The following is a 23,825-nucleotide window of genomic DNA, read 5'->3' as shown; positions in this document are numbered from 1 at the left end:
GGTCCCGTGGTGGGGGCGGCGGCCTCCGGCGGCACCGGGCGCGGCGCCGGGCCAGGAGCCGGGCGGGGCGGCGTGGCATCCTGGGTCGTAGATCATCGTCCGGCACGGGAGAGAGCGCGGTGAAGGCAAGGGGACGGGCGCTTCTGGTACGGGTGTGGGACCGGCTCGCCGCGTCCGATCCGGGACTGCTGCGGCTGACGGCGGGGCTGCGTACGGTGGCCGCTGTCGCCCTCACCCTCTTCGTGCTGGGCGTGCTGCGCTTCCCGGTGCCCCAACTGGTCGCGGGCGCGATGGCGGCGATGGCGGCGACGTTCGGCGTCCGGGAGTCCGACCGTGCCAAGCAGGCGGTGACGCTGGCACTGTGCCTCCCGGTGGCGCTGGTGTCGGTGTCGCTGGGCGCGGTGCTCAGCCCGTGGCCGGTGGCCGGCGACATCTCCTTCCTGCTGATCATCTTCGCGGCCGTCTACGGGCGCCGCTTCGGCGAGCGGGCCACCGGGCTGGGGCTGATCGGCTTCCAGATCTACTTCCTGTCGCTGTTCGTCCGGGCGACGATGCCGGCGCTGCCCGCGCTGTACGCGGTGATCACGGTGGCGGTCGGCTGCGGCGCCTTCGCGCGGTTCGTGCTGACGCCGCAGACGGAGGCGGGGACGCTGGACCGGCTGCGGCGGGCCTTCCGGGCCCGGCTCGGGCAGTTGCTGGCCACGCAGATCGAGCTGCTGGACGCGGGCCCCGACGACGTCGACAAGGTAGTGGACGATCTGCGAACCGGGACCGCGCGACTGCACGAGACGGCGCTGATGATCCAGGGCCGGCTGGAGCGCGGTACCTCAGACGAGGCGATGGCCCGGCTGCTGCGGCGCCGTGTCGCGGACGCCGAGATCGCCGCCGAGCGGCTGGGGCTGATGCTGCTCACCGCGCGCAGCGCCGAGCGGACCGACACCCTGACCCTGCATCTGCCGGGTGCGCCGCTGCGGTCGCTCGCGACGGCGCCGGCACGGGACGCGTCGACGGAGCTGCTGCGCCGCGATCTGCGGGCGCTGCGGCTGCTGGTGCTGCGCCCGGTGGACGAGACCTCGGGTACGGCGCTGGCGCAGGTCCGCAACCGGCTGCTCGGCTACCGCGAGGAGGACGATCTGCCCGAGGCGTCGCCGGCCGTGCAGGACGTCTTCCGTGGCATCGGTGAGGCGGCGCGCGCGGTGCTGGGTCTGCGGACCCCGCTGGACGGGCCGCAGGACGAGTCCGACGACACCCCGGCGACGAGCAGGTCCCGGGAGGAGCTGGACGCCGAGGACGCGGCGATCGGGATCAGCGAGGAGCCCGACCCGGAGCAGCCCGCGGAGACCGGCCTCCGGCGTCCCACGACGCGGGCTGCCGTGCAGGTGGCGGTGGGGGCGTCGCTGGCCATCGCGGGCGGTGAGCTGCTGTCCCACCAGCGGTGGTACTGGGCGGTGCTGACCTGCTGGATCGTGTTCCTCAACACCACTTCCACCGGGGAGATCCTGGTGAAGGGCGGCCGGCGGCTGCTCGGGACCGTCCTCGGCGTGCTGGCCGGTATCGGGCTCGCCGGTGCGGTGGGGCACCACACCTGGACGGCGTTCGCGCTGGTGCTGGTGTGTGTGTTCGCCATGTTCTACACCGCTCCCCTGTCGTACACGCTGATGTCGTTCTTCGTGACGGCGGCGCTGGGGCTGCTGTACACCCTGCTGAACACGTACAGCACGTCGGTGCTGCTGCTGCGGGTGGAGGAGACGGCGCTGGGCGCGGCGTGCGGGGTGATCACGGCGGCGGTGGTGCTGCCGGTGCGGACCGACCGGCGTACCGACGAGCTGCTGGTGGACGTGCTCGACAAGCTGGCGGAGCTGACGCGGGCGGCCGTGGACCAGCTCAGCGGGCGGCCGCACGCGGAGCTGGTGGACCAGGCACGCGAACTGGACCAGGCGCTGGCCGACCTGCGCGCCGCGACCAAGCCGCTGACGCACCCCATCACCCCGCTGCGCTCCCGCCGGGACACCGCCCGGTACGTGGTGGCGCTGCTGGAGACCTGTGCCTACCACGGGCGGGCGCTGGCGGCGACGGCCGAGCTGCTGCCCAGCAACCCGTCGATCGCGGCGGACCCCCGGCTGAGCGGTGTGTGCGGCAGGATCGTGCACAACATCGAGGCGATCGCCGGCCATGTGCGCGATCCGCGCTCCTCCGCCGAACTCGGGACCGGCCCGAGCATCGCCTCCATGCTGGAGCCCGGCACCCTGGCCACGCCCCGCTGGGGCCGGGTCACCGACCGGGTCCTGCGCCACCTCCAGCGCCTCGACGAGGCGGTCTCCGGCCTCGCCCGCCCCCTGGGCGTCCCCATGGAGGTGGAGCCGGCGAAGGCGGAGGCCGGGAAGAAGTGACGGCGGACGGCCCGGACCGGGGGTGTGACCGGCCTCGGGGTGTGGTCAGCGCAGGGGTACGACGGCGGTGACGCACTTGCCGCCGCGCGGCAGGCCCGCCACCCGCACGTCGCGGGCGAGCAGGCTGACGAGGGGCCAGCCCCGGCCGCCGGTGCTGCTCAGGTCGGCCTCGGTACCCAAGGGGGCGACGTTGTCCGGGAGTTCACCGCTGCGGTCGCTCACCGAGAGCCATACGCCACGGGTGTCGACATCGACCTCGAAGCGGGTGATGCCGCCGCCGTGCAGGATGGCATTGGTGGTCAGCTCGGAGGCGACCAGCAGGGCGTCCTCCAGGGTCTCGTCGGCGCAGTTCAGCGCGCGGTCGCGGCAGCGCTCGGTCACCACGCGGCGTACGGTTCTGCGGGCGTCGGCCGGCCGGTACGCCGTGGTCCTGCGGCTCTGCCGGGGCACGGCCGGGGTGGAGCCGGTGGCGTGGGTGCCGGTCGCGTGCTGCTCGCGCATGGTGTCGTCCCTCCCTGGCGGTGCCCGGTCTTCCCTGGGGCGCTGCCCGACGGCCGGGGTCTCTCTCCCTGCGGCTGACCCCTCGCGGCGATGTCAAACACCGGGGTCCGGGGTGCCTTCTCCGGGCGCCGAGCGGGTAGAAGCCCGGCATGAGTGATGTCGTGGACGCGGATGAACTGTTGCGGCGTATCCGGCGGGGCCGGGATCTGGCCGCCGAGGAGGAGCGGGGGTGGCTGGAGCGGGCGCAGAGCCTGACGGCCACCGATCCGGACCGGGCCCGGGAGGCGACCGAGCGCGCGCTGACGTATCAGGTGGTGGCCGGCGTGCTGGCGGAGATCGTCGCTCCGGGCAGCCACCCGTCGGGCGCCGGTAGTGCCGCCGAGGCGGGAGCGCCGGCGTGAGGCACGTCACGTGACCCCACCCCCATTACAGGTCACGCGCCCTGTGGTTTATCGTTCACCCATATCGAGGCGGGACCCGGACCGGTACCCCTGTGTTCCGCGCGTTTCCGCACCGACTGCCCTGGCTGGCTTCCCCCGTCCGGCCAGGGCTTTTTCCTGCCCTCGGCACGGTGGGCCCCGCGCGGGGCGGCTCTTCGAGGTGCCCGCTGCGGCGGCAGCGGCTCAAATGGGTTGAGGGAACCACCCGAACGGCCGCCGGTGAGGAGCCCCGCCTATGACCAAAGCGATCAGACTGCTGACGGCACTGCCACAGGCCCAGCGGGAACGGCTGATGGAGCTGGCCAGAGAGGTCTCCTTCCCGGAGGACACCCGGGTGTTCGGGGCGGGCGGCGTCGCCGACCGGTTCTGGGTGATCCGGTCGGGCGCGGTCTCCCTGGACCAGCAGGTGACCTCCCGGCAGTTCGTCACCGTGGCCACGCTCGGCGCCGGCGACCTGCTCGGCTGGTCCTGGCTCTTCCCGCCGTACAAGTGGGACTTCGGTGCGGTGGCGTTCAGCAACGTCCGCGCCTACGAGTTCGAGGGGCCGGCGGTGCTCGCGCTGTGTGTGGAGGACCCGCTCCTCGGGCTGTCGCTGGTGCGTACCGTGGCCGAGGTCCTGGCCCACCGGCTGGAGGCCACCCGCGGCAAGCTGATGGACCAGTACGCGATCCGGCGGAGCACGCCCCTGTGAGCCCTGCCGGTCAGATGCGGTAGCGGCGCAGCGCGGGCATCGCCGCGGCCAGCGCCAGCATGACGAGGACGACCAGCGCGCCACCCCCCGCGACGGCGGCGCGGGGACCGAGGAGGGACCCGGCGGTGCCGTGCAGCACGTCGGCGAGGCGGGGTCCGCCGGCGACGACCACGGTGAAGACGCCCTGCATCCGGCCGCGCATCTCGTCGGTCGCGGCGGAGAGCAGGATCGCGCCCCGGAAGACCATGGAGACCATGTCGGCCACGCCGCCGGCGACGAGGAAGGCGAAGGCCACCCACAGGTTGCCGCTCAGCCCCAAGCCGACCATGGCGAGGCCCCAGCCGACCACCGAGCCGATGACCATCCAGCCGTGCCGCCGGGCCCGCGAGAAGGCGCCGGAGAACAGGCCGCCGAGGACCGCGCCCACCGAGATGCCCGCGAAGAGCACACCGAGCGCGAAGCCCGCGTCCGAGGTGGGGTACGTGCCGGCGGCCAGCTCCGGGAAGAGCGCGCGGGGCATGCCGAACACCATCGCCACGATGTCGGCGAGGAAGGACAGCAGCAGCACCCTGTGCCCGGCCATGTAGCGGAAGCCGTCGGCGATCTCCCGCACCCCGGCCCGGCGCGTACCGGTCCCGGCGAGCGGCGGCAGCGCGGGCAGCCGGAAGACGGCCCACACGGCGACGGACAGTGCCAGAGCGTCGACGAGGTACAGCTCGGGCAGTCCGATCACCGGGATCAGCACACCGGCCAGCAGCGGGCCGACGACCAGTCCCACCTGCATCACGGTGGTGCCCAGCGCGTTGGCGGCGGGAAGCTGCTCCGGCGGCACCAGCCGGGCGACCGAGGCACTGCGGGTGGGCTGGTTGAGGCCGAAGAACGCCTGCTGGGCGGCGAGCAGGATCATCAGCACCGGCACCGAGTCGAGACCGCAGGCGGCCTGGGTCCAGAACAGCAGCGAGGTCACCGCGATGCCCCTGTTGGTGATCAGCAGCAGCTTGCGCCGGTCCACGGTGTCCGCGACGGCCCCGCCCCAGAGCGCGAAGACGACCATGGGGACGAGCCCGGCGAGGCTGGCGTAGCCGACCCAGGCCGAGGAGTGGGTGATGTCGTAGATCTGCTTGGGTACGGCGACCGCGGTGAGCTGGCTGCCGACGGCGGTGACGACGGTCGACGACCACAGGCGCCGGTAGGCCGGAATCCGCAGGGGGCGGGTGTCCATCGCCCAGCGGCGCCAGCCACGCGCGGGCGGGTCACCTCCGGGCGCCTCGGTCCTGCCCGCGTCGGTGCCGCTGCTCTCGCTCGTGTCCACGGAGATCCTGGTTGCTCGATACATCTTTCGATTTCGAGCCTCACTATCGCAGCAACGTACGGCGAACGCCGAACCCTGTGCCGCCTCACGTCCCGCTGAGCAGCATCGCGCCGAGGCCGAGCATGGTGACGGCGACCAGGCCGTCCAGCACCCGCCAGGCGGCGGGCCGGGCGAGGACCCGGCCGAGCAGCCGGGCGCCGAGGCCCAGCGCGGCGAACCAGCAGAGGCTGGCCAGGGCCGCGCCCAGTCCGAAGGTCCAGCGCAGCGGGCCCCGGTCGGCGGCGAGGGAGCCGACCAGGAAGACGGTGTCCAGGTAGACGTGCGGGTTGAGCCAGGTCATCGCCAGACAGGTGAGCACCGCGCGCCGGACCGAGCCGGCCGCCTCGCCGTCCGTGCTCAGCCCGCCGGTGCCGGGGCGCAGGACGCGCCGGGCGGCGAGGGCGCCGTAGCCGAGCAGGAAGACGCCGCCGACGATGCCGACCGCCCGTACCGCGTCCGGCCGGGCCGCCACGATCGCGCCGACCCCGGCGACGCCGAGGGTGATGAGCAGGGCGTCCGAGAGCGCGCAGATGCCCACCACGGCGAGGACGGCGTGCCGGCGGACTCCCTGGCGCAGGACGAAGGCGTTCTGGGCGCCGATGGCGACGATGAGGGAGAGACCGGTGCCGAAGCCCGCGGCGGCGGCGGTGAGCGCGTGGTTCATGCACTCGACGTTAAGGACTCGGCCACCAGGCGTACAGCTAAAGATTCTTCACTACCATTAGCTCCTGTGATGAACGAGCTTCCTCCGGAGCAGGTGCGGACGCTGCTGGCCGTGGTGGACGAGGGCACCTTCGACGCGGCCGCCGCCGTCCTGCATGTGACGCCGTCGGCGGTGAGCCAGCGGGTGAAGGCGCTGGAGCAGCGCACCGGCCGCGTGCTGCTCCGGCGCACCAAGCCGGTCAGGCCGACGGACTCCGGCGCGGTCGTGGTGCGGTACGCCCGGCAGCTCGCCCGGCTGGAGCGGGACGCGCGCGACGAGCTGGGGATGAGCGGTGCCGGGGAGCCGACGCGGGTGTCGGTCGCGGTGAACGCCGACTCGCTGGCGACCTGGTTCCTGGACGCGCTGACCGTGGTGCCGGGGCTCTGTTTCGAGCTGCGCCGGGAGGACGAGGAGCACACGGCGGCGCTGCTGCGCGAGGGGCTGGTGATGGCGGCGGTGACGGGGTCGGCGGAGCCGGTGCCGGGCTGCTCGGTACGCCCGCTGGGCAGGATGCGCTATCTGCCGGTGGCGGCGCCGGAGCTGGCCGCACGGCTGCCGGCCGGTCCGCTCGCGGAGTCGCTCGCCGAGCTGCCGGTGATGGTCTTCGACGACAAGGACGCCCTCCAGGACGCCTTCGTCCGCGGGCTCGGCGGCGCGGGGGCCGGCCCGCTGCGCCACTACGTGCCGACCTCGGAGGGGTTCGCGCAGTCGGTGGCGCGCGGGCTCGGCTGGGGCCTGGTACCGGAGGCGCAGGCGGACCCGCTGCTCGCGGCGGGCCGGGTGGTGCCGCTGGCGCCGGGCCGGTGGCTGGACGTGGCGCTGTACTGGCAGCAGTGGCGGCTGGACTCCCCCGCGCTGGCGGCGCTCGCCGAGGCGGTCAGCGCGACGGCGGAGCGGGCGCTGCGCCGCTGAGCCGGGCGGACGCGCTGTCCAGCAGCATCTCCAGCGCGGTCGGGTAGGCGCTGTGCACCATCTGCCGGGCCAGCAGCGGGGCGGCCTCGGCGATGCGCGGGTGGGTGGAGCGGGGCAGCCGGGCGTACGTGGAGTGCCACTGGTCCTCGTCGGCGCGCTGGGAGGCGCTGGGCAGGGCCAGGGTGGCGGCGTCCAGGGCGGCGAAGGCGAGGGTCTGGTCGATGAAGGCGTGGTAGACCCGTACCGCCTCGGCCAGCGGGAACCCGGCGCGGGCGAGTACGTCGAGCACCGCCTCGTCGACGGCGAGTTCATGGGCGCGGCCGGTGACCCGGCTGACCGTGAGCAGCGCCGCCTGGGGGTGGGCGACGTAGGCGGCGTGGATGCGCGTCCCGACGGCGCGCAGGTCGGCGCGCCAGCGGCCGGTGCGCCGCCAGCCGTCGAGGGCCTGGCCGATGAGGGCGTCCCCGATGGCCAGGGTGAGGTCGTCCATGCCCCGGAAGTACCGGTAGAGGGTGCTGGGGTCGCAGTCCAGGGCCAGGCCCAGGCGGCGCGCGGAGAGTCCGGCGCTGCCGTGCTCGCGCAGCAGGCGCAGCGCGGTGGTGACGATCAGCTCCTCGGAGAGCACGGTGCCGCCGCGGGTCGGGCGGCGCCTGCGGCGCTTCTCCTCGGGCACGACGGGTTTGGGCACGGCGGGGCCCTCTCTGCGGTCCTCGGTGGTCCTTATGCCAACGCTATTGACCTTAACGCGGCGCGGGGCGTTGGATTCCCGGCAAGGCGCGCCCGTCCCGTTCTCGTTTCCCGTCCGTGTCAGGCAGGGAGTTTCCGTCATGCGTGTACTGCTCGTGGGCGCCGGTGGTGTGGGCACCGCCGTCACCCGGATCGCGGCCCGCCGTCCGTTCTTCGACCTGATGGTGGTGGCCGACTACGACCCCGCCCGCGCTGAGGCGGCCGTCGCGGCGCTCGGCGCGGAAGCGGGCCGGTTCCGTGCCGAGCGGGTCGACGCGGCCGACGAGGCGGCGGTGGCCGGGCTGCTCGCCCGGCACGGCTGCGACGTGCTGCTCAACGCCACCGACCCCCGGTTCGTGATGCCGCTGTTCCGTGCCGCCCGCACGGCCGGGGCCACCTATGTCGACATGGCGATGTCCCTGTCCCGGCCGCACCCGGAGCGCCCGTACGAGGAGTGCGGGGTGAAGCTCGGCGACGAGCAGTTCGCACTCGCCGCCGACTGGGAGCGCGCGGGCGCGCTGGCCCTGGTCGGCATGGGCGTGGAGCCGGGCCTGTCCGACGTGTTCGCCCGGTACGCGGCGGACGAACTCTTCGACTCCGTCGAGGAGATCGGCGTCCGCGACGGCGCCAACCTCACCGTGGACGGCTACGACTTCGCGCCCTCCTTCAGCATCTGGACCACGATCGAGGAGTGCCTGAACCCGCCGGTCGTCTACGAGGAGGGGCGCGGCTGGTTCACCACGGAGCCGTTCAGCGAGCCGGAGGTGTTCGACTTCCCCGAGGGCATCGGTCCGGTGGAGTGCGTGAACGTCGAGCACGAGGAGGTGCTGCTGATACCGCGCTGGACGGACGCGCGGCGGGTCACCTTCAAGTACGGGCTGGGCCGGGAGTTCACCGACACGCTGCGCACCCTGCACCAGCTGGGCCTGGACCGCACCGTGCCGGTGACCGTGCCGGGCCCGGACGGTCCGGTCGCGGTCTCGCCGCGTGACGTGGTGGCCGCCGGGCTGCCCGACCCGGCGACGCTGGGCGACCGGATGCGCGGCAAGACCTGCGCGGGCACCTGGGTGCGGGGCACCAAGGACGGCTCACCGCGCGAGGTGTACCTCTACCACGTGGTCGACAACGAGTGGTCGATGGCCGAGTACGGGTCCCAGGCCGTGGTGTGGCAGACGGCCGTGAACCCGGTGGTCGCCCTCGAACTCCTGGCCACCGGCGCCTGGTCGGGCGCCGGTGTGCTGGGCCCGGAGGCCTTCCCCGCCCGGCCCTTCCTGGATCTGCTGACCGCGTACGGCTCCCCGTGGGGGATGCGCGAGCAGTGACGTCAGGCGGTCCTGGGCTTGCCCTTGGTGTAGAGCCAGGTGTGCAGCACCGGGGCGACCTTCTTCCCGGACTCCTTCTCGGCGAGCCGGATGAACTGCTCGGTCGTGCCGTGGCCGTCCCGGTGCTGGGTGGCCCAGGCGCGCAGGATGCGGAGGAAGGCACGGTCACCGACGGTCCTGCGCAGCTCGTGCAGGGCCATGGCGCCCCGGTCGTAGACGGGGTTGCCGAAGATCTTGCCGCCGTCGCCGGGGTTGCCGGGCGGGTAGGCCCACAGCTTGTCCTTGGCGGGGCGGGCGTAGAGGCCGTCGAAGGTCTTCTGGGCGCTGTCGCCGCCGTGCTGCTCCTCGTAGAGCCACTCGGTGTAGCTGGCGAAGCCCTCGTTCAGCCAGATGTCCTGCCACTTGGTCAGCGACACCGAGTCGCCGAACCACTGGTGGGCGCTCTCGTGGACGAGGGTGTCCAGGTCGGGCGCCGAGTCGTACACCGGCCGGGTCTGGGTCTCCAGGGCGTAGCCGATGTCCGGGGCGTGGTCGACGATGGAGCCGGCCGCGCGGTACGGATACGGGCCGAACAGCCCCGCCTCCCACTTCAGCACCGAGGGCAGCTTCTTCATCACCGGGTTCGCGGCGTGGGCCTCCCTGGGGTCGACGGCGTCGTAGAGCTGGACGCCGCCGGGCAGGGTGGCGCGCCGGACCTGGAAGGTGCCGATGGTGGCGGTGGCGAGGTAGGCGGCCATCGGCTCGGCCTGGTGCCAGCGGAAGGTGGTGCGGCCGTGCTCGGTGCGCTCGCCGCGCAGCACACCGTTGGCGACGGCGGTACGGCCCTTCGGGACGGTGATCGTGAAGTCGTAGGACGCCTTGTCCAGCGGGTGGTTGTCGGCCGGGAACCAGGTCATGGCGCCCTGCGGCTGGCCCGCGACGAAGGCGCCGTCGTCGGTGGGAATCCAGCCGTCGGCCGAGCCGTCCGGGTCGGTGACGGGCTTCGGGGTGCCCTTGTAGCGGACGGTGACCTCGAACTCCTGGCCCTTGCGCAGGGCGTTCCTCGGAGTGATGACGAGTTCCTGGCCCTCGCGGGTGAATTTCGCGCCGGTGCGGTCCACCCGTACCGAGGTGACGGTGAGGCCGCTCAGGTCGAGGTCGAAGCGGCTGAGGCGCTGGGTGGCGCGGGCGGTGAGGACGGCGGTGCCGTCGAGGTGCCGGGAGCCGGTGTCGTAGCCGAGCGTGAGGTCGTAGTGGCGTACGTGGTAGCCGCCGTTGCCGCTGAGCGGGAAGTAGGAGTCGCCCGCGCCGGGGGCACCGTTGTCGGTGGCGGAGCCCACCGGAGCGGCGGCGCCGAGGAGGGCGGCCACGGCGAGGGGAACCGTGGCGAACACGGTCTCGCGGCGGAGGAGCGCGGTGCGGCGCCGTGCGGCCGGACGGCGGGAGGACGTCACGTGCTCTCCTTCGGGGACGACGGTGATCGCTCCGCCATACCTTAGGGCGCCGGACCCCCGCTTGTCCTGCGCTCCGGCGCACCGCCACCCGGTGGGGACGACGGCCGCCGGGGGCCCGGTCGTGCCGCCTCAGCCGGTCTGCCGGGCCGCCGCCCTGCCCGCCGCGCGGCCGGAGAACAGGCAGCCGCCGAGGAAGGTGCCCTCCAGCGCGTTGTAGCCGTGCATCCCTCCCCCGCCGAAGCCGGCCACCTCGCCGGCCGCGTAGAGCCCGTCGACCGGGCTGCCGTCGAGGCCGAGGGCGCGGGAGTCCAGGTCGGTCTGGATGCCGCCCAGGGTCTTGCGGGTCAGCACGCGCAGCCGGACGCCGATCAGCGGGCCCGCGTCCGGGTCGAGGAGCCGGTGCGGGGCGGCGACCCTGCCGAGCCGGTCCCCGAGGTAGCGGCGGGCGTTGCGGATGCCCTGGATCTGGGAGTCCTTGCTGTAGGGGTTGGCCAGCTGGCGGTCGCGGGCCTCGATCTGGCGGCGCACCTCGGCCGGGTCGAGCAGGGCCTCGCCGGTGAGGCCGTTCATCCTGCCGACCAGTTCCTCCAGCGTGCGGGCGGTGACGAAGTCCTCGCCCCGGTCGAGGAACGCCCGCACCGGGGCCGGGGCGCCCTTGCCGAGCACCCGGTCGCGGAGCACCGCCCTGCGGTCCTTGGCGGTGATGTCGGGGTTCTGCTCGGAGCCGGAGAGCGCGAACTCCTTCTCGATGATCTTCCGGGTGAGGACGAACCAGGAGTGGTCGTGGCCCGCGATGTCCTCGGTGGTGCGCAGGTGGCGCAGGGTGCCGAGGGTGTCGTAGCCGGGCAGGCAGGGGTCGGGCAGGCGGCGGCCGCGTGCGTCGAGCCAGACGGAGGACGGGCCGGGCAGGATGCGGATGCCGTGGCCGGGCCAGACGGGGTCCCAGTTGGCGAGGCCCTCGGTGTAGTGCCACATGCGGTCCCGGTTGACCAGGCGTACGCCAGCCTCCGCGCTGATGTCGAGCATGCGGCCGTCGACGTGGGCGGGGACGCCGGTGACCATGTCGGCCGGGGGCGTGCCGAGCCGTTCGGGCCAGTGGCGGCGGACGATGTCGTGGTTGGCGCCGATGCCGCCGGTGGTGAGGACGACGGCCTGCGCGGTCAGCTCGAACTCCCCGGCCGTCTCCCGGCTGGAGGCGACTCCGCGCGCCGAGTCGTCGGGGGCCAGCAGGGTGCCGCGTACGCCGCGCGCGGTGTTGCCGTCGACGAGCAGTTCGTCGACGCGGTGCCGGTGGTGGAAGGTGAGCAGCCCGTCCCGCGCGGCCTGCCGGGCATGGCGCGCGAAGGGCTCCACCACGCCGGTGCCGGTGCCCCAGGCGATGTGGAAGCGGGGTACGGAGTTGCCGTGGCCGTCGGCGCGCAGGTCGCCGCGCTCGGCCCAGCCGACGGTGGGCAGCAGCTCGATGCCGTGGCCGCGCAGCCAGGACCGTTTCTCGCCGGCCGCGAACTCGACGTAGGCGCGGGCCCAGCGCACCGCCCAGGAGTCCTCGTCCTCGGTGCGGTCGAAGCCCGCGCTGCCCTGCCAGTCGTTCCAGGCGAGATCGAGGGAGTCCTTGACGCCGAGGCGGCGCTGTTCGGGCGAGTCGACCAGGAAGAGGCCGCCGAGGGACCAGTACGCCTGGCCGCCCAGGTTGGCGGCGTTCTCCTGGTCCAGCAGGGCCACCTTCCGGCCCCGGCTGGTGAGTTCGTGCGCCGCGACCAGGCCGGCGAGGCCCGCTCCGACGACTATGACGTCCGCGTCCATGGAGTGCCCGTCCTTCCTTCCAGGTTCATTCCGGGTCGCCGCCGCCGGACAGCAGCGGTGTGAGCAGGTGTTTCAGCCACTCGCGTGCGGCGTCCACGTCCTTGTCCAGCAGCAGCTGGACGGTGACGCCGTCATAGGCGGCGACGACCGCGCGGGCTGCCGCGTCCACCCCGCCGGGCGGCGCCGCGGTGGCCTCGGCCCGGCGCAGCCGGTCGGCGACGGCCTCGCGCAGCCGGGCCCGGTGGCCGAGCAGGGCCTCGGCGACGGCGGGGTCGCGGGCCGCGTGCGCCAGGAAGTCGGTCTTCACCAGCAGCCAGTCCACGTCGAGCAGCAGTACGCCGGCGACCCGGTCCACGGAGGCGGCCACGTCGAGGGCGGGGCCGCCCTGGGCGAGCGCGTCGGCGACCTGGGCGGCGATGAGGTCGGCGCGCTCCTGGTAGAGGGCGAAGAACAGCTCGTCGAGGGTGGCGAAGTTGGAGTAGAAGGCGCCCCGGCTGTAGCCGGCGGCTTCGCAGACCTCCTCGATGGAGACCCGTCCGAACCCCCTGGCGGCGAACACCGCGAATGCGGCGGCGAGCAGCTCGGCCCGTGTCCGCGCCCGCCGCCTGGTGACGCGCGGCGCCTTGTCGTCGGCCGTCGTCACTCACCCCCCATCACTCACCCCCCCTTTCCGATACAGGAATGTATCCGATACACCAACGCATCGAAAGACCCGCGCTCAGAGGCGCCCCGTGATCAATAGAACGTATTTTCGATTCAGGAGTACGCTGGCCTCATGTCCACGCACCTCCAGAGTTCGCTGTTCGACCAGGCCGACGAGCTGGACCTCGGCCCCCTCGACGGGCTGGGGCGGACCGTACTGGGCCCCGGGGCCTGGATCGACGTACTGCCGGGCTGGCTGAGCGGCGCCGACACGCTGTTCGAGCGGCTGGCGGCCGAGGTCCCCTGGCGGGCCGAGCAGCGCCGGATGTACGACAACGTGGTGTCCGTACCGCGTCTGCTGGCCTTCTACCGCGAGCGCGACCCACTCCCCCACCCGGTGCTGGACGAGGTCCGCGCGCGGCTCTCGGCGTACTACGCGCGGGAGCTTGGGGAGCCTTTCACCACGGCCGGGCTGTGCTTCTACCGCGACGGCCGGGACAGCGTGGCGTGGCACGGTGACCGGACCGGGCGGGGCAGCCGCGAGGACACGATGGTCGCCATCCTCTCCGTCGGCGCGCCCCGGGATCTGCTGCTGCGCCCGGCGGGCGGGGGCGCGGTGGCGGTGCGCCGGCCGCTCGGGCACGGCGACCTGATCGTGATGGGCGGCTCCTGCCAGCGCACCTGGGAGCACTGCGTGCCCAAGTCGGCGCGGGCCGCCGGACCCCGGATCAGCGTCCAGTTCCGGCCGCGCGGGGTGCGCTGAGGCCGGCGTCTGATTGGCTGACGCCCGGAAGGTCACCGGCCGGAATCCGAGGGGAACATGCGGGCACAGGTACAGCGAGTCGCGGACGGCGTCCACCTGGTGCGCGGGCACCACGTCAACTGGGTGATCCTGAAGGACGGCGACGCCGTCACGCTCATCGACACCGGCTATCCGGGAGACCGGCAGGGACTGCTCGACTCCCTGGCGGCAGTGGGCAGTTCACCCGAGGCGGTGACGGCGGTACTGATCACCCACGCGCACAACGACCACCTCGGATCGGCCGAGTACCTGCGCGCGGCCCATGGCACACCGGTCCTGCTGCATCCGGCCGAAGTGCCGCATGCCCGGCGGGACTTCCTCCAGCAGTGCACCATCGGTGACGTGGCGCGCAACGCCTGGCGGCCGGGTGTGGTGCCGTGGGCGGTGCAGGCGATCAGGGCGGGCGGCACCGAGCACCACCCGGTGGCGGAGCCCGAGCCGTTCGCGGCCGGGGGCGCCCTCGATCTGCCGGGGCGCCCGGTGCCCGTGCACACGCCCGGCCACACCGACGGCCACTGCGTGTACCACCTGCCCGAAGCGGGCGTCGTCGTCTCCGGCGACGCCCTGATCACCGGGCACGCGACCTCCCGGTTCCGGGGTCCGCAACTGCTGCACGGGTTCTTCCACCACGAGACGGACCGGGCCGTGACCTCGCTGGGCCTCATCGCCACGCTGGAGGGCGATGTCCTGCTGCCCGGCCACGGCCCGCTGTACGAGGGCCCGGTGCGGACCGCCGCCGAACGGGCCCGCGACCGGGCGTCCTGACCCGGGCGCGCGGGGTCAGTCCTGCGGCACCACGGCGACCGGGCTGCCCGCGTGGTGCAGCACCCCGTGCGCGACCGAGCCGATCCGGGCGCCGACCGCGATGCGGCGTGCCCGGCGGCCCACCACGAGCAGCTGGGCCCGCGCGGCCTGGGAGACCAGCACCTGTCCCGCGCTGCCCATCTCGACGTGCTCGGCGACGGGCACGCCCGGGAACCGCTCCCGCCAGGGCCGCAGCGCGTCGGCCAGGGCCCGCTGCTCGTACGGTTCGAGGCCGCCCGACTCGTCCAGCAGCTTCAGCGAGCCGGGGCTGTAGGCGAAGACGGGCGGCAGGGTCCAGGCGCGCACCGCGCGGACGGTGGCGCCGCGGGCGGCCGCCGTCCCGAAGGCGAAGCGCAGCGCGGCGGCACTGTCCTGAGGGGAGCCGTGCTGGCCGACGACGATCTCGCGGCCGGCGGACTCCGCCTCCGCCCGGTCCCCGGCGCGCACCAGGATCACCGGCCGCGCGGCCTCCGCGACGACCCGGAGGCCGACCGAGCCGAGCAGGAAGCCGGCCACCGCGCCGTGCCCCCGGGTGCCGAGGACCAGCGCCTCGGCGTCCGCGCCGGCCGCGAGGAGCGCGTCCACGGCGTCGTCCTCGGTCAGCCGGGCGCTCACGTCCAGTCCGGGGTGGCGTCCGGCGAGGGCGCGGACCGTGCCGCCGATGCCCTCCTCGACCCAGCCGAGCTGGGTGTCCCGGCCCGCGGGCAGCTCCCGGACCTGCTCCCAGGCGTGCACCACGCGCAGCGGCAGCCCGCGGCGCACCGCCTCGCGGGCCGCCCAGTCCAGCGCGGCCAGGCTCTCCTCGGTACCGTCCACCCCTGCCGTGATCGGGCGTGTCATGCGTCGAGCCTCCCTGTGGTCCGGCACGTTCCGTCGTCGTCGACGTCGTCGCCATGACCTTGTCACAGCCGGTGTGCGCACCCGCCACCCGTCGCTCCACGCACACCGGGGCGAAGCGGGAGAAACACACATACGATGGGCAGGAACCGGCGTGAGGGACCAGCGACACCGTCCCGTGCACCCGACCGTCCGGGGTGAGGACGCATGGCACAGCCGACCGAAGCGGCGCGGACCGTTCTGATGACCGTGGACGACGATCCGGGCGTGTCCCGGGCCGTCGCCCGCGATCTGCGGCGGCGCTACGGCGCGTCCTACCGCGTGGTGCGCGCCGAGTCCGGGGATTCGGCGCTGGAGGCGCTGCGGGAGCTGAAGCTGCGCGGTGACCCGGTGGCGGTGATCCTGGCGGACTACCGGATGCCGGTGATGAACGGCATCGAGTTCCTGGAACGCGCGATGGACGTGTATCCGGGCGCGCGGCGGGTGCTGCTCACCGCGTACGCGGACACCGGGGCGGCGATCGACGCGATCAACGTGGTGGACCTGGACCACTATCTGCTCAAGCCCTGGGACCCGCCGGAGGAGAAGCTGTACCCGGTGGTGGACGACCTGCTGTCGGTCTGGCGGGCGGCCGGCGACCGGAAGCCGGTGCCGGTCACCAAGGTGGTGGGGCACCGCTGGTCGGCGCGGTCGTCGGACGTGCGGGAGTTCCTGGCCCGCAACCAGGTGCCGTACCGCTGGTACTCGGCGGAGGCGCCGGAGGGGCTGCGGCTGCTCGCGGCGGCCGGGCAGGACGGGCTGCGGCTGCCGCTGGTGATCACCCCGGACGGTGGTGTGCTGGTGGAGCCCGAGGCGCCGGAGCTGGCCTCGCACGTGGGCCTGGCGACGACGCCGACGGCCGACTTCTACGACCTGGTGGTGATCGGCGGCGGCCCGGCCGGGCTCGGCTCGGCGGTTTACGGGGCGTCGGAGGGGCTGCGTACGGTACTGCTGGAGCGCTCGGCGACGGGCGGCCAGGCCGGGCAGAGCTCCCGTATCGAGAACTACCTCGGCTTTCCCGACGGTGTCTCCGGCGCCCAGCTCACCGACCGGGCCCGCAGGCAGGCCGCGCGGTTCGGCGCGGAGATCCTCACCGCCCGCGAAGTGACGGCTCTGGAGATCAACGGCGCGGCGCGGATCGTACGGTTCGCGGACGGCTCCGCGATCGGCGCGCACAGTGTGATCCTGGCGACGGGGGTGCAGTACCGGCGGCTGGCCGCCGAGGGGTGCGCCGGGCTGACCGGCTGCGGGGTGTTCTACGGCTCGGCGCTGACCGAGGCGCCGTCCTGCCAGGGACACGACGTGTTCATCGTGGGCGGTGCCAACTCGGCGGGGCAGGCGGCGATGTATCTCTCCCGGTTCGCCAAGTCGGTGACGCTGCTGGTGCGCGGGCCCGACCTGTCGGCGTCGATGTCGCAGTACCTGGTCCAGCAGATCACCGAGGCCCCGAACATCTCGGTGCGCGCCCGCACGGAGGTGGAGGCGGCGCACGGCTCGGACCGGCTGGAGCGGCTGACGCTGCGCCAGGTTGACACGGGCGAGGCCGGCCAGGTCGACGCGCAGTGGCTGTTCGTGTTCATCGGCGCGGCCCCGCTGACCGGCTGGCTGGACGGGACCGTGCGCCGGGACGGGCGCGGGTTCATCCTGGCCGGGCCGGATCTGACCGTGGACGGGGGCCTTCCGGAGGGCTGGGAGCTGGACCGGCCGCCGTACCACCTGGAGACCAGCGTGCCGGGCGTGTTCGTGGCGGGCGACGCGCGCGCCGAGTCGGCCAAACGGGTCGCGTCCGCCGTAGGAGAGGGAGCGATGGCCGTGATGCTCGTCCACCGTTATCTGGAGCAGTCGTGAGCGGGCGGCCGCAGCCGTGCGGCACCGGCGAGATCGGCAGCCTGTTCCTCTTCGAGCGGCTGTCACCCGAGCAGTTGGGGCGGCTGTGCCAGGAGGGCCGGGTGGAGGTCTTCGAGCCGGGCCCGGTGTACACCGAGGGCGACCCGGCGACCTGCTTCTATGTGCTGATGGAGGGCGCGGTCGTGCTCTCGCGGCGGATCGGCACCGAGGACGTGGAGGTCTCCCGCACCGCCCAGCGCGGGGTGTACGGCGGCGCGATGCAGGCGTATCTCGGGGACCGGGTGCGGCAGTTGTACAACAACTCGATGCGGGTGACGGAGCCGACGCGGTTCTTCGTGCTGCCCGCGCACGTGTTCGCGGAGGTCATGCGGGCCTGGTTCCCGATGGCGGTGCATCTGCTGGAGGGGCTGTTCTTCGGCTCCAAGAGCGTCCAGGCGGCCATCGGGCAGCGGGAACGGCTACTGGCGCTGGGCTCGTTGTCGGCCGGGCTGACCCATGAGCTGAACAATCCGGCGGCGGCCGCGGTACGGGCCACCTCGGCCCTGCGGGAGCGGGTGGCGCGGATGCGGCACAAGCTGGCGCTGATCACGGAGGGGCCGTTCTCCCGGGACGCGCTGACTGGCCTGATCGAGCTCCAGGAGCGCACGGCCGAGCGGGTCGCCAAGGCGCCCGCGCTCAGCCCGCTGGAGGCGTCGGACCGGGAGGACGCGCTCGCCGACTGGCTGGAGGACCACGGTATCGAGCCGGGCTGGCAGCTCGCGCCCGTCTTCGTGCAGGCCGGGCTGGACGCCGACTGGCTGGAGCGGGTGGCGTCGACAGTTGACCGGGAGATCCTCGGCGGCGCGGTCGGCTGGCTCAACCACACCATCGAGACCGAGCTGTTGATGAACGAGATCGAGGACGCCACCACCCGCGTCTCCCAGCTCGTCGACGCGGCCAGGCAGTACACCCAGCTGGACCGGGCGCCGTTCCGGGTGGTGGATGTGCACGAACTCCTGCAGAGCACCCTGCTGATGCTGTCGGGCAAGCTCGGCCCGCACGTCGAGGTGGTGCGCGCCTACGACCGTACGCTGCCCTCGCTGCCGTGCTATCCGGCCGAGCTGAACCAGGTGTGGACCAACCTGATCGACAACGCGGTGGCCGCCATGACCGAGGACGGCGGCGGGGGCACGCTGACCGTGCGCACGGCGCGGGACGGGGAAATGGCGCTGGTGGAGTTCGGGGACACCGGTCCGGGGGTGCCGCCGGAGATCCGGGAGCAGATCTTCGACCCGTTCTTCACCACCAAGCCGGTCGGCGCGGGCACCGGGCTGGGGCTGGACATCTCCCGGCGGATCGTGGTCGACAAGCACCATGGCACTCTGAGGCTGGAGTCCGTGCCCGGTGACACCCGCTTCCAGGTCAGGCTTCCGCTGAGCACCGATGCGGAACCCGGGAGAACCTCCGAGACGACCCAGGAGAGCGCATGACTGAGGACCCGTCGATCGACCCGTCCGTGCCGCCGAGCGGCACCGGGTGCGTGGAGTGCGAGGAGTCGGAGGGCTGGTGGTTCCATCTGCGCCGGTGCGCGCGGTGCGGGCACATCGGCTGCTGCGACGACTCCCTGGGCAAGCACGCCACCGCGCACTACCGGGCCACCGGCCATCCGGTGCTCCGCAGCTTCGAACCGGACGAGGGCTGGTTCTGGAACTACGCCACCGAGGAGGTGTACGAGTCCGGCCCCGAACTGGCGCCCCCGGAGAACCACCCGGCCGGCCAGCCGGTGCCGGGTCCGGCCGGACGGGTACCGGCGGACTGGACGCGTCTGCTGAGCTGATCCGGCGTCAGCGCCGGCAGTCGCGGCTCGCGGGGGCGGTCGCCCCGGCGATGGCCCGCATGCCCTCGTCGTCGGGGTGGAGGTGGTCGCCGGCGTCGAGGTGCGGGCGCAGCCGCTCGGGGTCGCGGGGGTCGCGCAGGGCACGGTCGATGTCGGCGACGGCGTCGAAGTCGCCGCCGGTGCGGACCTGGTGGTTGACCTCCCGGCGTGCCGCTTCGGTGTCCGGGCTCCACTGGAGCCAGCCCTTGAACGGGGCCACGGTGGTGCCGACCACGCACAGGCCCGCCTCATGGGCCCGGTGGGTGATCTCCCGGTAGCCGGCGAGGAGTTCGGCCGCGCTCGCCTTGTCGCGCGCTTTGAGGTCGTTGACGCCCTCGTAGACGATGACCGTGCGCACGCCGGGCTGGGAGAGCACGTCCCGCTCAAGCCGGCGGGTGGCGCCGGGGCCGCCGTCGTCGTCGTCGGTGAGGACACGGTTGCCGGAGATCCCCGCGTTGGCGACGCCGGTGCCGGCCGCGCGCAGCCGCCGGGCGAGGTCGTCGGGCCAGCGGTGGTCGAGGCCGGGGGTGGACCCCCAGCCGTCGGTGATCGAGTCCCCGAGGGCGACGACGGCACCGGCACGGGGGTGTTCAGGGCGTACGGAGACGGCGTCGAGGTACCACCAGGAGCAGGTGGCCGGCGCCCACCCGGAGGCGCCGTCGGCGGCGGTGTCGGCGCCCCGGCCGAGGTAGGAGGTGGTGAGGGCCATCTCGTGGCCGGTGGCGGGTCCCCGGGCACCGGGGGTGCGCAGGCTGACGGCGAGACGGGCCCCGGCCGGGACGCGGCCGGGCAGCGGGTCGCTCCAGACGGCGTGGCCCGGCGGGATCGTGACGGCCCGGTCGCCGTCGAAGGTGAGCGCCCGGTTGCTGCCCTGCTTCAGGGCGGCACCCCGGGCCTGGAGGCCCGCGTGGGCGGAGTCGACGGTGAGCGGGCGGTCGCCATAGGCGTTGGAGAGCCGGACGCGCAGGTCGCTCCCGCCGGCGCTGACGCGCACGATCAGCCGGTAGGCCCGGTCGGCGCCCACACCGGTCCGCTGGGCGCTCGCCGCCCAGGTGACCACGCCGGACCCGCGCACGGTGGCGCCCGCGGGCGGGATGGCCGCCAGGGCGGGCGTCCCCTGACCGGCGAGGGTGAGCAGCAGGACGGCCGCCGCCCGGCAGGCCCTCCCCCGGCCGCTCACCTGGCCGGTTCCTTCATATGGCCCATGCCTGTGATGGTCCCGCCGACGCCCGCGCCGCGCACCTCGGCACGTCGCGTGTCCGCTTCCGTACACGTCCCGTACGAGGGCCCCGCCCCGCGCGGAGGCGGGACGGGGCCTGGTCGGAGCCGGGGTGCGTCAGTGGTCCGCCGGGGTGTTGGCGGCCTTGACGTTGACCGCGGCCCAGGCCCGGTCGACGGTCCGGTACTCGGTGCTCGTCGCGCCGTACAGGTCCCTGGCCGCGTTCAGCGTCGCCACGCGGGCGTCGTGGAAGTCGGTGGTGGAGACCATGTACCGGGTCAGGGCGCGGTAGAAGACGGCCGTGGCCTTGGCACGGCCGATGCCCTTGACAACGCCGCCGTCGTAGGTCGGGGAGTCGTAGGAGACCCCGCCGATCCTCTTCTTGCCGCTGCCCTCGGCCAGCAGGTAGAAGGCGTGCGAGGAGACGCCGGAACCGGCGTGCACCTCGGTGTCGCGCGTCGCCCTCGACCAGTAGTCGACGGTGCGCTCCAGCCGGTCCAGGGAGGGGTGGTCGAGACGCCGCAGGAACTTCTGCGCCAGGCCCAGCTTCTCGCCCAGCAGGTAGTTCGGCGGGTTCTTCGGGTTGTTGGCGTAGAACTCCACGTCGGAGCCGAAGATGTCGGCGAGGGACTCGTTGAGCGAGCCCGGTTCGCCGTACTGGTTGCCGTCGCTGTCGACGTAGGTCGCCTCCAGCTTGGCGGTGGCGTCGACCACGCCGTGGGTCAGTTCGTGACCGGTGACGTCGAGGACGACCAGCGGCTTCTTGATCATGTCGTCGCCGTCGCCGTACAGCATGCAGCCGCAGGCCGGGTCCCAGAAGGCGTTGCCGACCTCGCGGCCCCAGTGCACCAGCGCGCGGGCGGCCTTGCCGTTGTTGGCGATGCCCGACCGGTTGAAGGTGCTCTTGTAGAAGTCCAGCGTCTTGGTGATGCCGTACTGGGCGTCGGCGGCGGCGCTGTTGCGGTTGCGGGTGGTGCCGTTGCCCCAGGTGTTGCCGGTGCCGGTGATCGCGCTGCCGCTGCCGAAGGACTCGCTGTACTTGCCCTTGGCGTCCCGCGTCTCGGTGTTGTACCGGGTGGGGTCCTTGAGCTGGAAGTGGCCGCGCGAGGTCTGCGTGGTGGTCAGCGGGACGCTGCCCACGAACAGGGTCTTGCCGGTGCCGCGCGCGGTCGCCGGGTAGCCCGAGGCACCCGAGGTGATGCCCGCGAGGAGGCTCGACGCGCTCTGGGCGGAGGTGGACGGGGTGACCGTCTCACCGCGCGCCCGCAGCGTCTCGCGGAGCTTGGGCGAGAGGAACTCGTCCGCGTCCGGCGTGTTGCTGCGGACCTCGCCCGTGACGGCGTCCACGACGACCGTGCGGGTGCCGCTCGCGCCGTCCAGGGCACTGCCGGTGACGGTGACCCGGTAGGCGAGGGCGGTCTCGCCGTCGCGCGCGTCGATGACGAGTCGGGCGGTGCCGGCGTCACCCTCGGCGGCGTCGGCCGCCTTCACGGCTGCCTGCCTGGGGCTGATCCGGGCGTCCGAGGCGGTGGCCCGTACGGACTGGCCGGCCGCGGTGGTCACGCCGGTGTAGGCGAGCTGCCGGTCGAGGTGGACGACGAGGTCGCCGCCGAGCACCGGTATGCCGCTGTGGGCGCGCTGGAAACGGACGTGGCGGCCGCCCTCGGGGTCGAACATGACGTCCTGCACGCGGAGTTGGTCGCCCGTGCCGACCCCGGAGGCGTCGGCGTGGGCGACGGCGGCCGCGCGGGCGGCGTTCACCACGGGGGCGGTCCGTGCGGCGGTCCGGACGCCTTCGGCGGCCGTACGGGCCGTCGAGGGCGCGGGGCGGGCGAAGGCCGTGCCGGCCAGGCCCGTGGCCGCCGTCGCCACCGCGACGGCGACGGCCACACTGCGTATGTGCGGTCTGCGCACCAGGGGTTGTTCCTTCGTTCGACGGCGGCCGGGCACGCCGGACGCCGTGACACATGGCGCCGTTGGGCAGCCATCGGGGCAGGCGGGTCGCGCCCCGAGGGTTCACCCTTTCGGATGAGTCATGGCCACGTAAAGACGGAATGATCCATTTCGCTGCGCTCCGGGACAATCCTTTACCCAGAGGGCACCCCGGAGTGATCGCCGGATGGCCGACTGTGTGTCGACTGGGGAGACGGGGTGTCAGTCACCTAGGTTCCAGGCCGGAATGTGACGCATGTCGCAGCAACGTCGGTGTGGACGGGAGTGGTGACCGGATGGTCTCGGCAACGGTGTGCAGGAGCGCGGTACTCGGGGCGATGGCGCTGTCGCTGCTCGCGGTCCCGGCACAGGCGGCGACCGGGGAGAAGAGCGCCGTGGCCACCCTCCCCGCGCCCGACACGGCGGGAGTCGACGAGGTACTGCGCACGGTCCGCGCGCAGGGCGCGCCGGCCGCGCTGGCCCGGATCGACGACCAGGGCCGCGCCCGGCTGATCAGCCGGGGCGTCGCCGACCGGGGCACCGGCCGCGCGGTCAGCACCACCGACCGGTTCCGCATCGGCAGCGTGACCAAGACGTTCTCCTCGGTCGTCCTGCTCCAGCTGGCCGACGAGGGCGAACTGGACGTGGACGCCCCGGTGAACCGGTACCTGCCGAAGCTGCTGCCCAGCGACGCCATCACCGTACGGCACGTACTGAGCCACCGCAGCGGGCTGTACGACTACACCGACGACATGTTCGCCCAGAGCGTCTCGGGCTTCGAGGCCGTGCGCGGGAAGGTGTTCACCTACTCCCAGCTGGTCGCGCTCTCCCTGAAGAAGCCGCGTGTCAACGCGCCCGGCGCGGCCTACTCGTACTCCAACACCAACTTCGTGGTCGCGGGCATGCTCATCGAGAAGCTCACCGGACGCCCGGTCGAGGAGGCGTACCGGAACCGGATCTTCAGCCCGCTGAAGCTGAGGGACACCTTCTACGTCCACCCGGACACGAAGATCCCCGGCCGGTTCGCGCGCGGCTACCTGACCCCGGACCTGGCCGGTGACCCGCTGGTCGACGCGACCGGGCAGACCGTGTCCTGGGCGCAGAGCGCGGGTGCCGTCATCTCCACCGCCAAGGACCTGAACACGTTCCTCGCCGCGCTGCTCGGCGGCAGGCTGCTCTCCGCCGCCCGACTCGCGCAGATGGAGCGCTTCACCGAGGTGGACGCGACCACCGCGTACGGCCTCGGCCTGCGCCGCCGGGACCTGTCCTGCGGAATCTCGGTGTACGGGCACACGGGCGCCGTGCAGGGCTACTACACGTACGCGTTCGCCACGAAGGACGGCAGGCGGGCGCTGACGGCGGTGGCCACCACCTCCAACAACGGCAAGGTCCTCAACGCGCTCGCGGGCACCCTGGAACCGGCGTTCTGCGGCAAGAGCGCCAAGCAGCGGCGCGGCCCGGCGCTGACGGAGCGCGCCGCGGACATCGCCCCGGCCGCGGCGCGCTGAAGTCCGTGTCCCGGACGGGCCGTCAGCTCCGTGATCTTGGCGGAACGACCCCGTCCGGGACACCATG

21 protein-coding genes are annotated in these 23,825 nt (G+C 73.5%); 11 read left to right on the top strand and 10 right to left on the bottom strand.

From position 1 onward, the window contains the following. Positions 1 to 119 precede the first annotated feature (119 nt). Positions 120 to 2,390: an FUSC family protein gene (locus tag ACFWN1_RS19135; protein WP_384363338.1), complete on the top strand. Its 2,271-nt coding sequence runs from the start codon at positions 120 to 122 to the stop codon at positions 2,388 to 2,390. A gap of 45 nt (positions 2,391 to 2,435) precedes the next feature. Here ACFWN1_RS19135 and ACFWN1_RS19130 read toward each other — a convergent pair whose 3' ends face one another. Then, on the bottom strand, positions 2,436 to 2,891 hold the full coding sequence (locus tag ACFWN1_RS19130) for an ATP-binding protein (RefSeq protein ID WP_384363336.1): 456 nt from the start codon (positions 2,889 to 2,891) through the stop codon (positions 2,436 to 2,438). Positions 2,892 to 3,040: 149 nt separating this feature from the next. Here ACFWN1_RS19130 and ACFWN1_RS19125 point away from each other — a divergent pair, with 149 nt between their 5' ends. Further along, on the top strand, positions 3,041 to 3,292 hold the full coding sequence (locus ACFWN1_RS19125; RefSeq protein ID WP_384363334.1) for a hypothetical protein: 252 nt from the start codon (positions 3,041 to 3,043) through the stop codon (positions 3,290 to 3,292). A 274-nt stretch (positions 3,293 to 3,566) separates the two neighbouring features. Then, positions 3,567 to 4,022 carry a cyclic nucleotide-binding domain-containing protein gene (locus ACFWN1_RS19120; protein WP_384363332.1) on the top strand — a complete coding sequence of 152 codons (456 nt, stop codon included), beginning with the start codon at positions 3,567 to 3,569 and terminating at the stop codon, positions 4,020 to 4,022. 10 nt (positions 4,023 to 4,032) lie between these two features. Here the strand turns inward: ACFWN1_RS19120 and ACFWN1_RS19115 are convergent, their stop codons facing one another. Next, entirely contained in the window at positions 4,033 to 5,334 is a 1,302-nt protein-coding gene (locus ACFWN1_RS19115) for an MFS transporter (protein WP_384363330.1), read from the bottom strand. An 85-nt stretch (positions 5,335 to 5,419) separates the two neighbouring features. Beyond that, complete coding sequence (locus ACFWN1_RS19110; protein ID WP_384363329.1) at positions 5,420 to 6,037, bottom strand: LysE/ArgO family amino acid transporter; 618 nt, start codon at positions 6,035 to 6,037, stop codon at positions 5,420 to 5,422. A gap of 66 nt (positions 6,038 to 6,103) precedes the next feature. On the opposite strand from ACFWN1_RS19110, the gene ACFWN1_RS19105 reads away from it, so the two are divergent. Continuing rightward, entirely contained in the window at positions 6,104 to 6,988 is an 885-nt protein-coding gene (locus ACFWN1_RS19105; protein ID WP_384363327.1) for a LysR family transcriptional regulator ArgP, read from the top strand. Here the strand turns inward: ACFWN1_RS19105 and ACFWN1_RS19100 are convergent. Next, positions 6,954 to 7,676 carry a TetR/AcrR family transcriptional regulator gene (locus tag ACFWN1_RS19100; protein ID WP_384363325.1) on the bottom strand — a complete coding sequence of 241 codons (723 nt, stop codon included), beginning with the start codon at positions 7,674 to 7,676 and terminating at the stop codon, positions 6,954 to 6,956. The two genes, ACFWN1_RS19105 and ACFWN1_RS19100, sit on opposite strands and share 35 nt — an antisense overlap. Before the next feature lie 139 nt (positions 7,677 to 7,815). Here ACFWN1_RS19100 and ACFWN1_RS19095 point away from each other — a divergent pair, with 139 nt between their 5' ends. Continuing rightward, complete coding sequence (locus ACFWN1_RS19095; RefSeq protein WP_384363323.1) at positions 7,816 to 9,036, top strand: saccharopine dehydrogenase family protein; 1,221 nt, start codon at positions 7,816 to 7,818, stop codon at positions 9,034 to 9,036. 2 nt (positions 9,037 to 9,038) lie between these two features. On the opposite strand, the gene ACFWN1_RS19090 is transcribed toward ACFWN1_RS19095, so the two are convergent. From ACFWN1_RS19090 to ACFWN1_RS19080, 3 genes are all read right to left on the bottom strand, one after another. Then, on the bottom strand, positions 9,039 to 10,469 hold the full coding sequence (locus ACFWN1_RS19090; protein WP_384363321.1) for a M1 family metallopeptidase: 1,431 nt from the start codon (positions 10,467 to 10,469) through the stop codon (positions 9,039 to 9,041). Between the two features lie 129 nt (positions 10,470 to 10,598). After that, positions 10,599 to 12,272, bottom strand: coding sequence for an FAD-binding dehydrogenase (locus tag ACFWN1_RS19085; protein WP_384363319.1), 1,674 nt, complete (start codon positions 12,270 to 12,272; stop codon positions 10,599 to 10,601). A 25-nt stretch (positions 12,273 to 12,297) separates the two neighbouring features. Next, positions 12,298 to 12,915, bottom strand: a complete 618-nt coding sequence (locus ACFWN1_RS19080; protein ID WP_384363317.1) for a TetR/AcrR family transcriptional regulator — start codon at positions 12,913 to 12,915, stop codon at positions 12,298 to 12,300. Positions 12,916 to 13,047: 132 nt separating this feature from the next. Between ACFWN1_RS19080 and ACFWN1_RS19075 the strand changes: the two genes are divergently transcribed. Both ACFWN1_RS19075 and ACFWN1_RS19070 read left to right on the top strand, forming a co-directional pair. Next, positions 13,048 to 13,677: an alpha-ketoglutarate-dependent dioxygenase AlkB gene (locus ACFWN1_RS19075; RefSeq protein ID WP_384363315.1), complete on the top strand. Its 630-nt coding sequence runs from the start codon at positions 13,048 to 13,050 to the stop codon at positions 13,675 to 13,677. 57 nt (positions 13,678 to 13,734) lie between these two features. Next, positions 13,735 to 14,481 (top strand): MBL fold metallo-hydrolase, encoded by a 747-nt coding sequence (locus ACFWN1_RS19070; RefSeq protein WP_384363313.1) that lies wholly within the window; start codon positions 13,735 to 13,737, stop codon positions 14,479 to 14,481. A 15-nt stretch (positions 14,482 to 14,496) separates the two neighbouring features. On the opposite strand, the gene ACFWN1_RS19065 is transcribed toward ACFWN1_RS19070, so the two are convergent. Then, on the bottom strand, positions 14,497 to 15,360 hold the full coding sequence (locus tag ACFWN1_RS19065) for a universal stress protein (RefSeq protein ID WP_384363311.1): 864 nt from the start codon (positions 15,358 to 15,360) through the stop codon (positions 14,497 to 14,499). A gap of 204 nt (positions 15,361 to 15,564) precedes the next feature. On the opposite strand from ACFWN1_RS19065, the gene ACFWN1_RS19060 reads away from it, so the two are divergent. The 3 genes from ACFWN1_RS19060 to ACFWN1_RS19050 are packed head-to-tail and all read left to right on the top strand — an operon-like array spanning position 15,565 to position 19,060. After that, positions 15,565 to 17,244, top strand: coding sequence for an FAD-dependent oxidoreductase (locus ACFWN1_RS19060; protein WP_384363309.1), 1,680 nt, complete (start codon positions 15,565 to 15,567; stop codon positions 17,242 to 17,244). After that, positions 17,241 to 18,713, top strand: coding sequence for an ATP-binding protein (locus ACFWN1_RS19055; RefSeq protein WP_384363307.1), 1,473 nt, complete (start codon positions 17,241 to 17,243; stop codon positions 18,711 to 18,713). Before ACFWN1_RS19060 ends, ACFWN1_RS19055 begins: the two co-directional genes overlap by 4 nt. After that, on the top strand, positions 18,710 to 19,060 hold the full coding sequence (locus tag ACFWN1_RS19050) for a UBP-type zinc finger domain-containing protein (RefSeq protein WP_384363305.1): 351 nt from the start codon (positions 18,710 to 18,712) through the stop codon (positions 19,058 to 19,060). The genes ACFWN1_RS19055 and ACFWN1_RS19050 overlap by 4 nt, the downstream gene beginning before the upstream one ends. Positions 19,061 to 19,067: 7 nt before the next feature. Here ACFWN1_RS19050 and ACFWN1_RS19045 read toward each other — a convergent pair whose 3' ends face one another. Both ACFWN1_RS19045 and ACFWN1_RS19040 read right to left on the bottom strand, forming a co-directional pair. Next, positions 19,068 to 20,279 carry an SGNH/GDSL hydrolase family protein gene (locus tag ACFWN1_RS19045; RefSeq protein WP_384363303.1) on the bottom strand — a complete coding sequence of 404 codons (1,212 nt, stop codon included), beginning with the start codon at positions 20,277 to 20,279 and terminating at the stop codon, positions 19,068 to 19,070. Between the two features lie 156 nt (positions 20,280 to 20,435). Beyond that, complete coding sequence (locus tag ACFWN1_RS19040) at positions 20,436 to 22,232, bottom strand: M4 family metallopeptidase (RefSeq protein ID WP_384363301.1); 1,797 nt, start codon at positions 22,230 to 22,232, stop codon at positions 20,436 to 20,438. A 314-nt stretch (positions 22,233 to 22,546) separates the two neighbouring features. Here ACFWN1_RS19040 and ACFWN1_RS19035 point away from each other — a divergent pair, with 314 nt between their 5' ends. After that, positions 22,547 to 23,758, top strand: a complete 1,212-nt coding sequence (locus ACFWN1_RS19035; RefSeq protein WP_384363299.1) for a serine hydrolase domain-containing protein — start codon at positions 22,547 to 22,549, stop codon at positions 23,756 to 23,758. Positions 23,759 to 23,825: the final 67 nt, after the last annotated feature.

It is taken from the genome of Streptomyces sp. NPDC058459, from assembly GCF_042721685.1.
In the GTDB taxonomy this organism is placed as follows: domain Bacteria; phylum Actinomycetota; class Actinomycetes; order Streptomycetales; family Streptomycetaceae; genus Streptomyces.
This window is presented reverse-complemented; position numbering and strand designations above follow the sequence as displayed.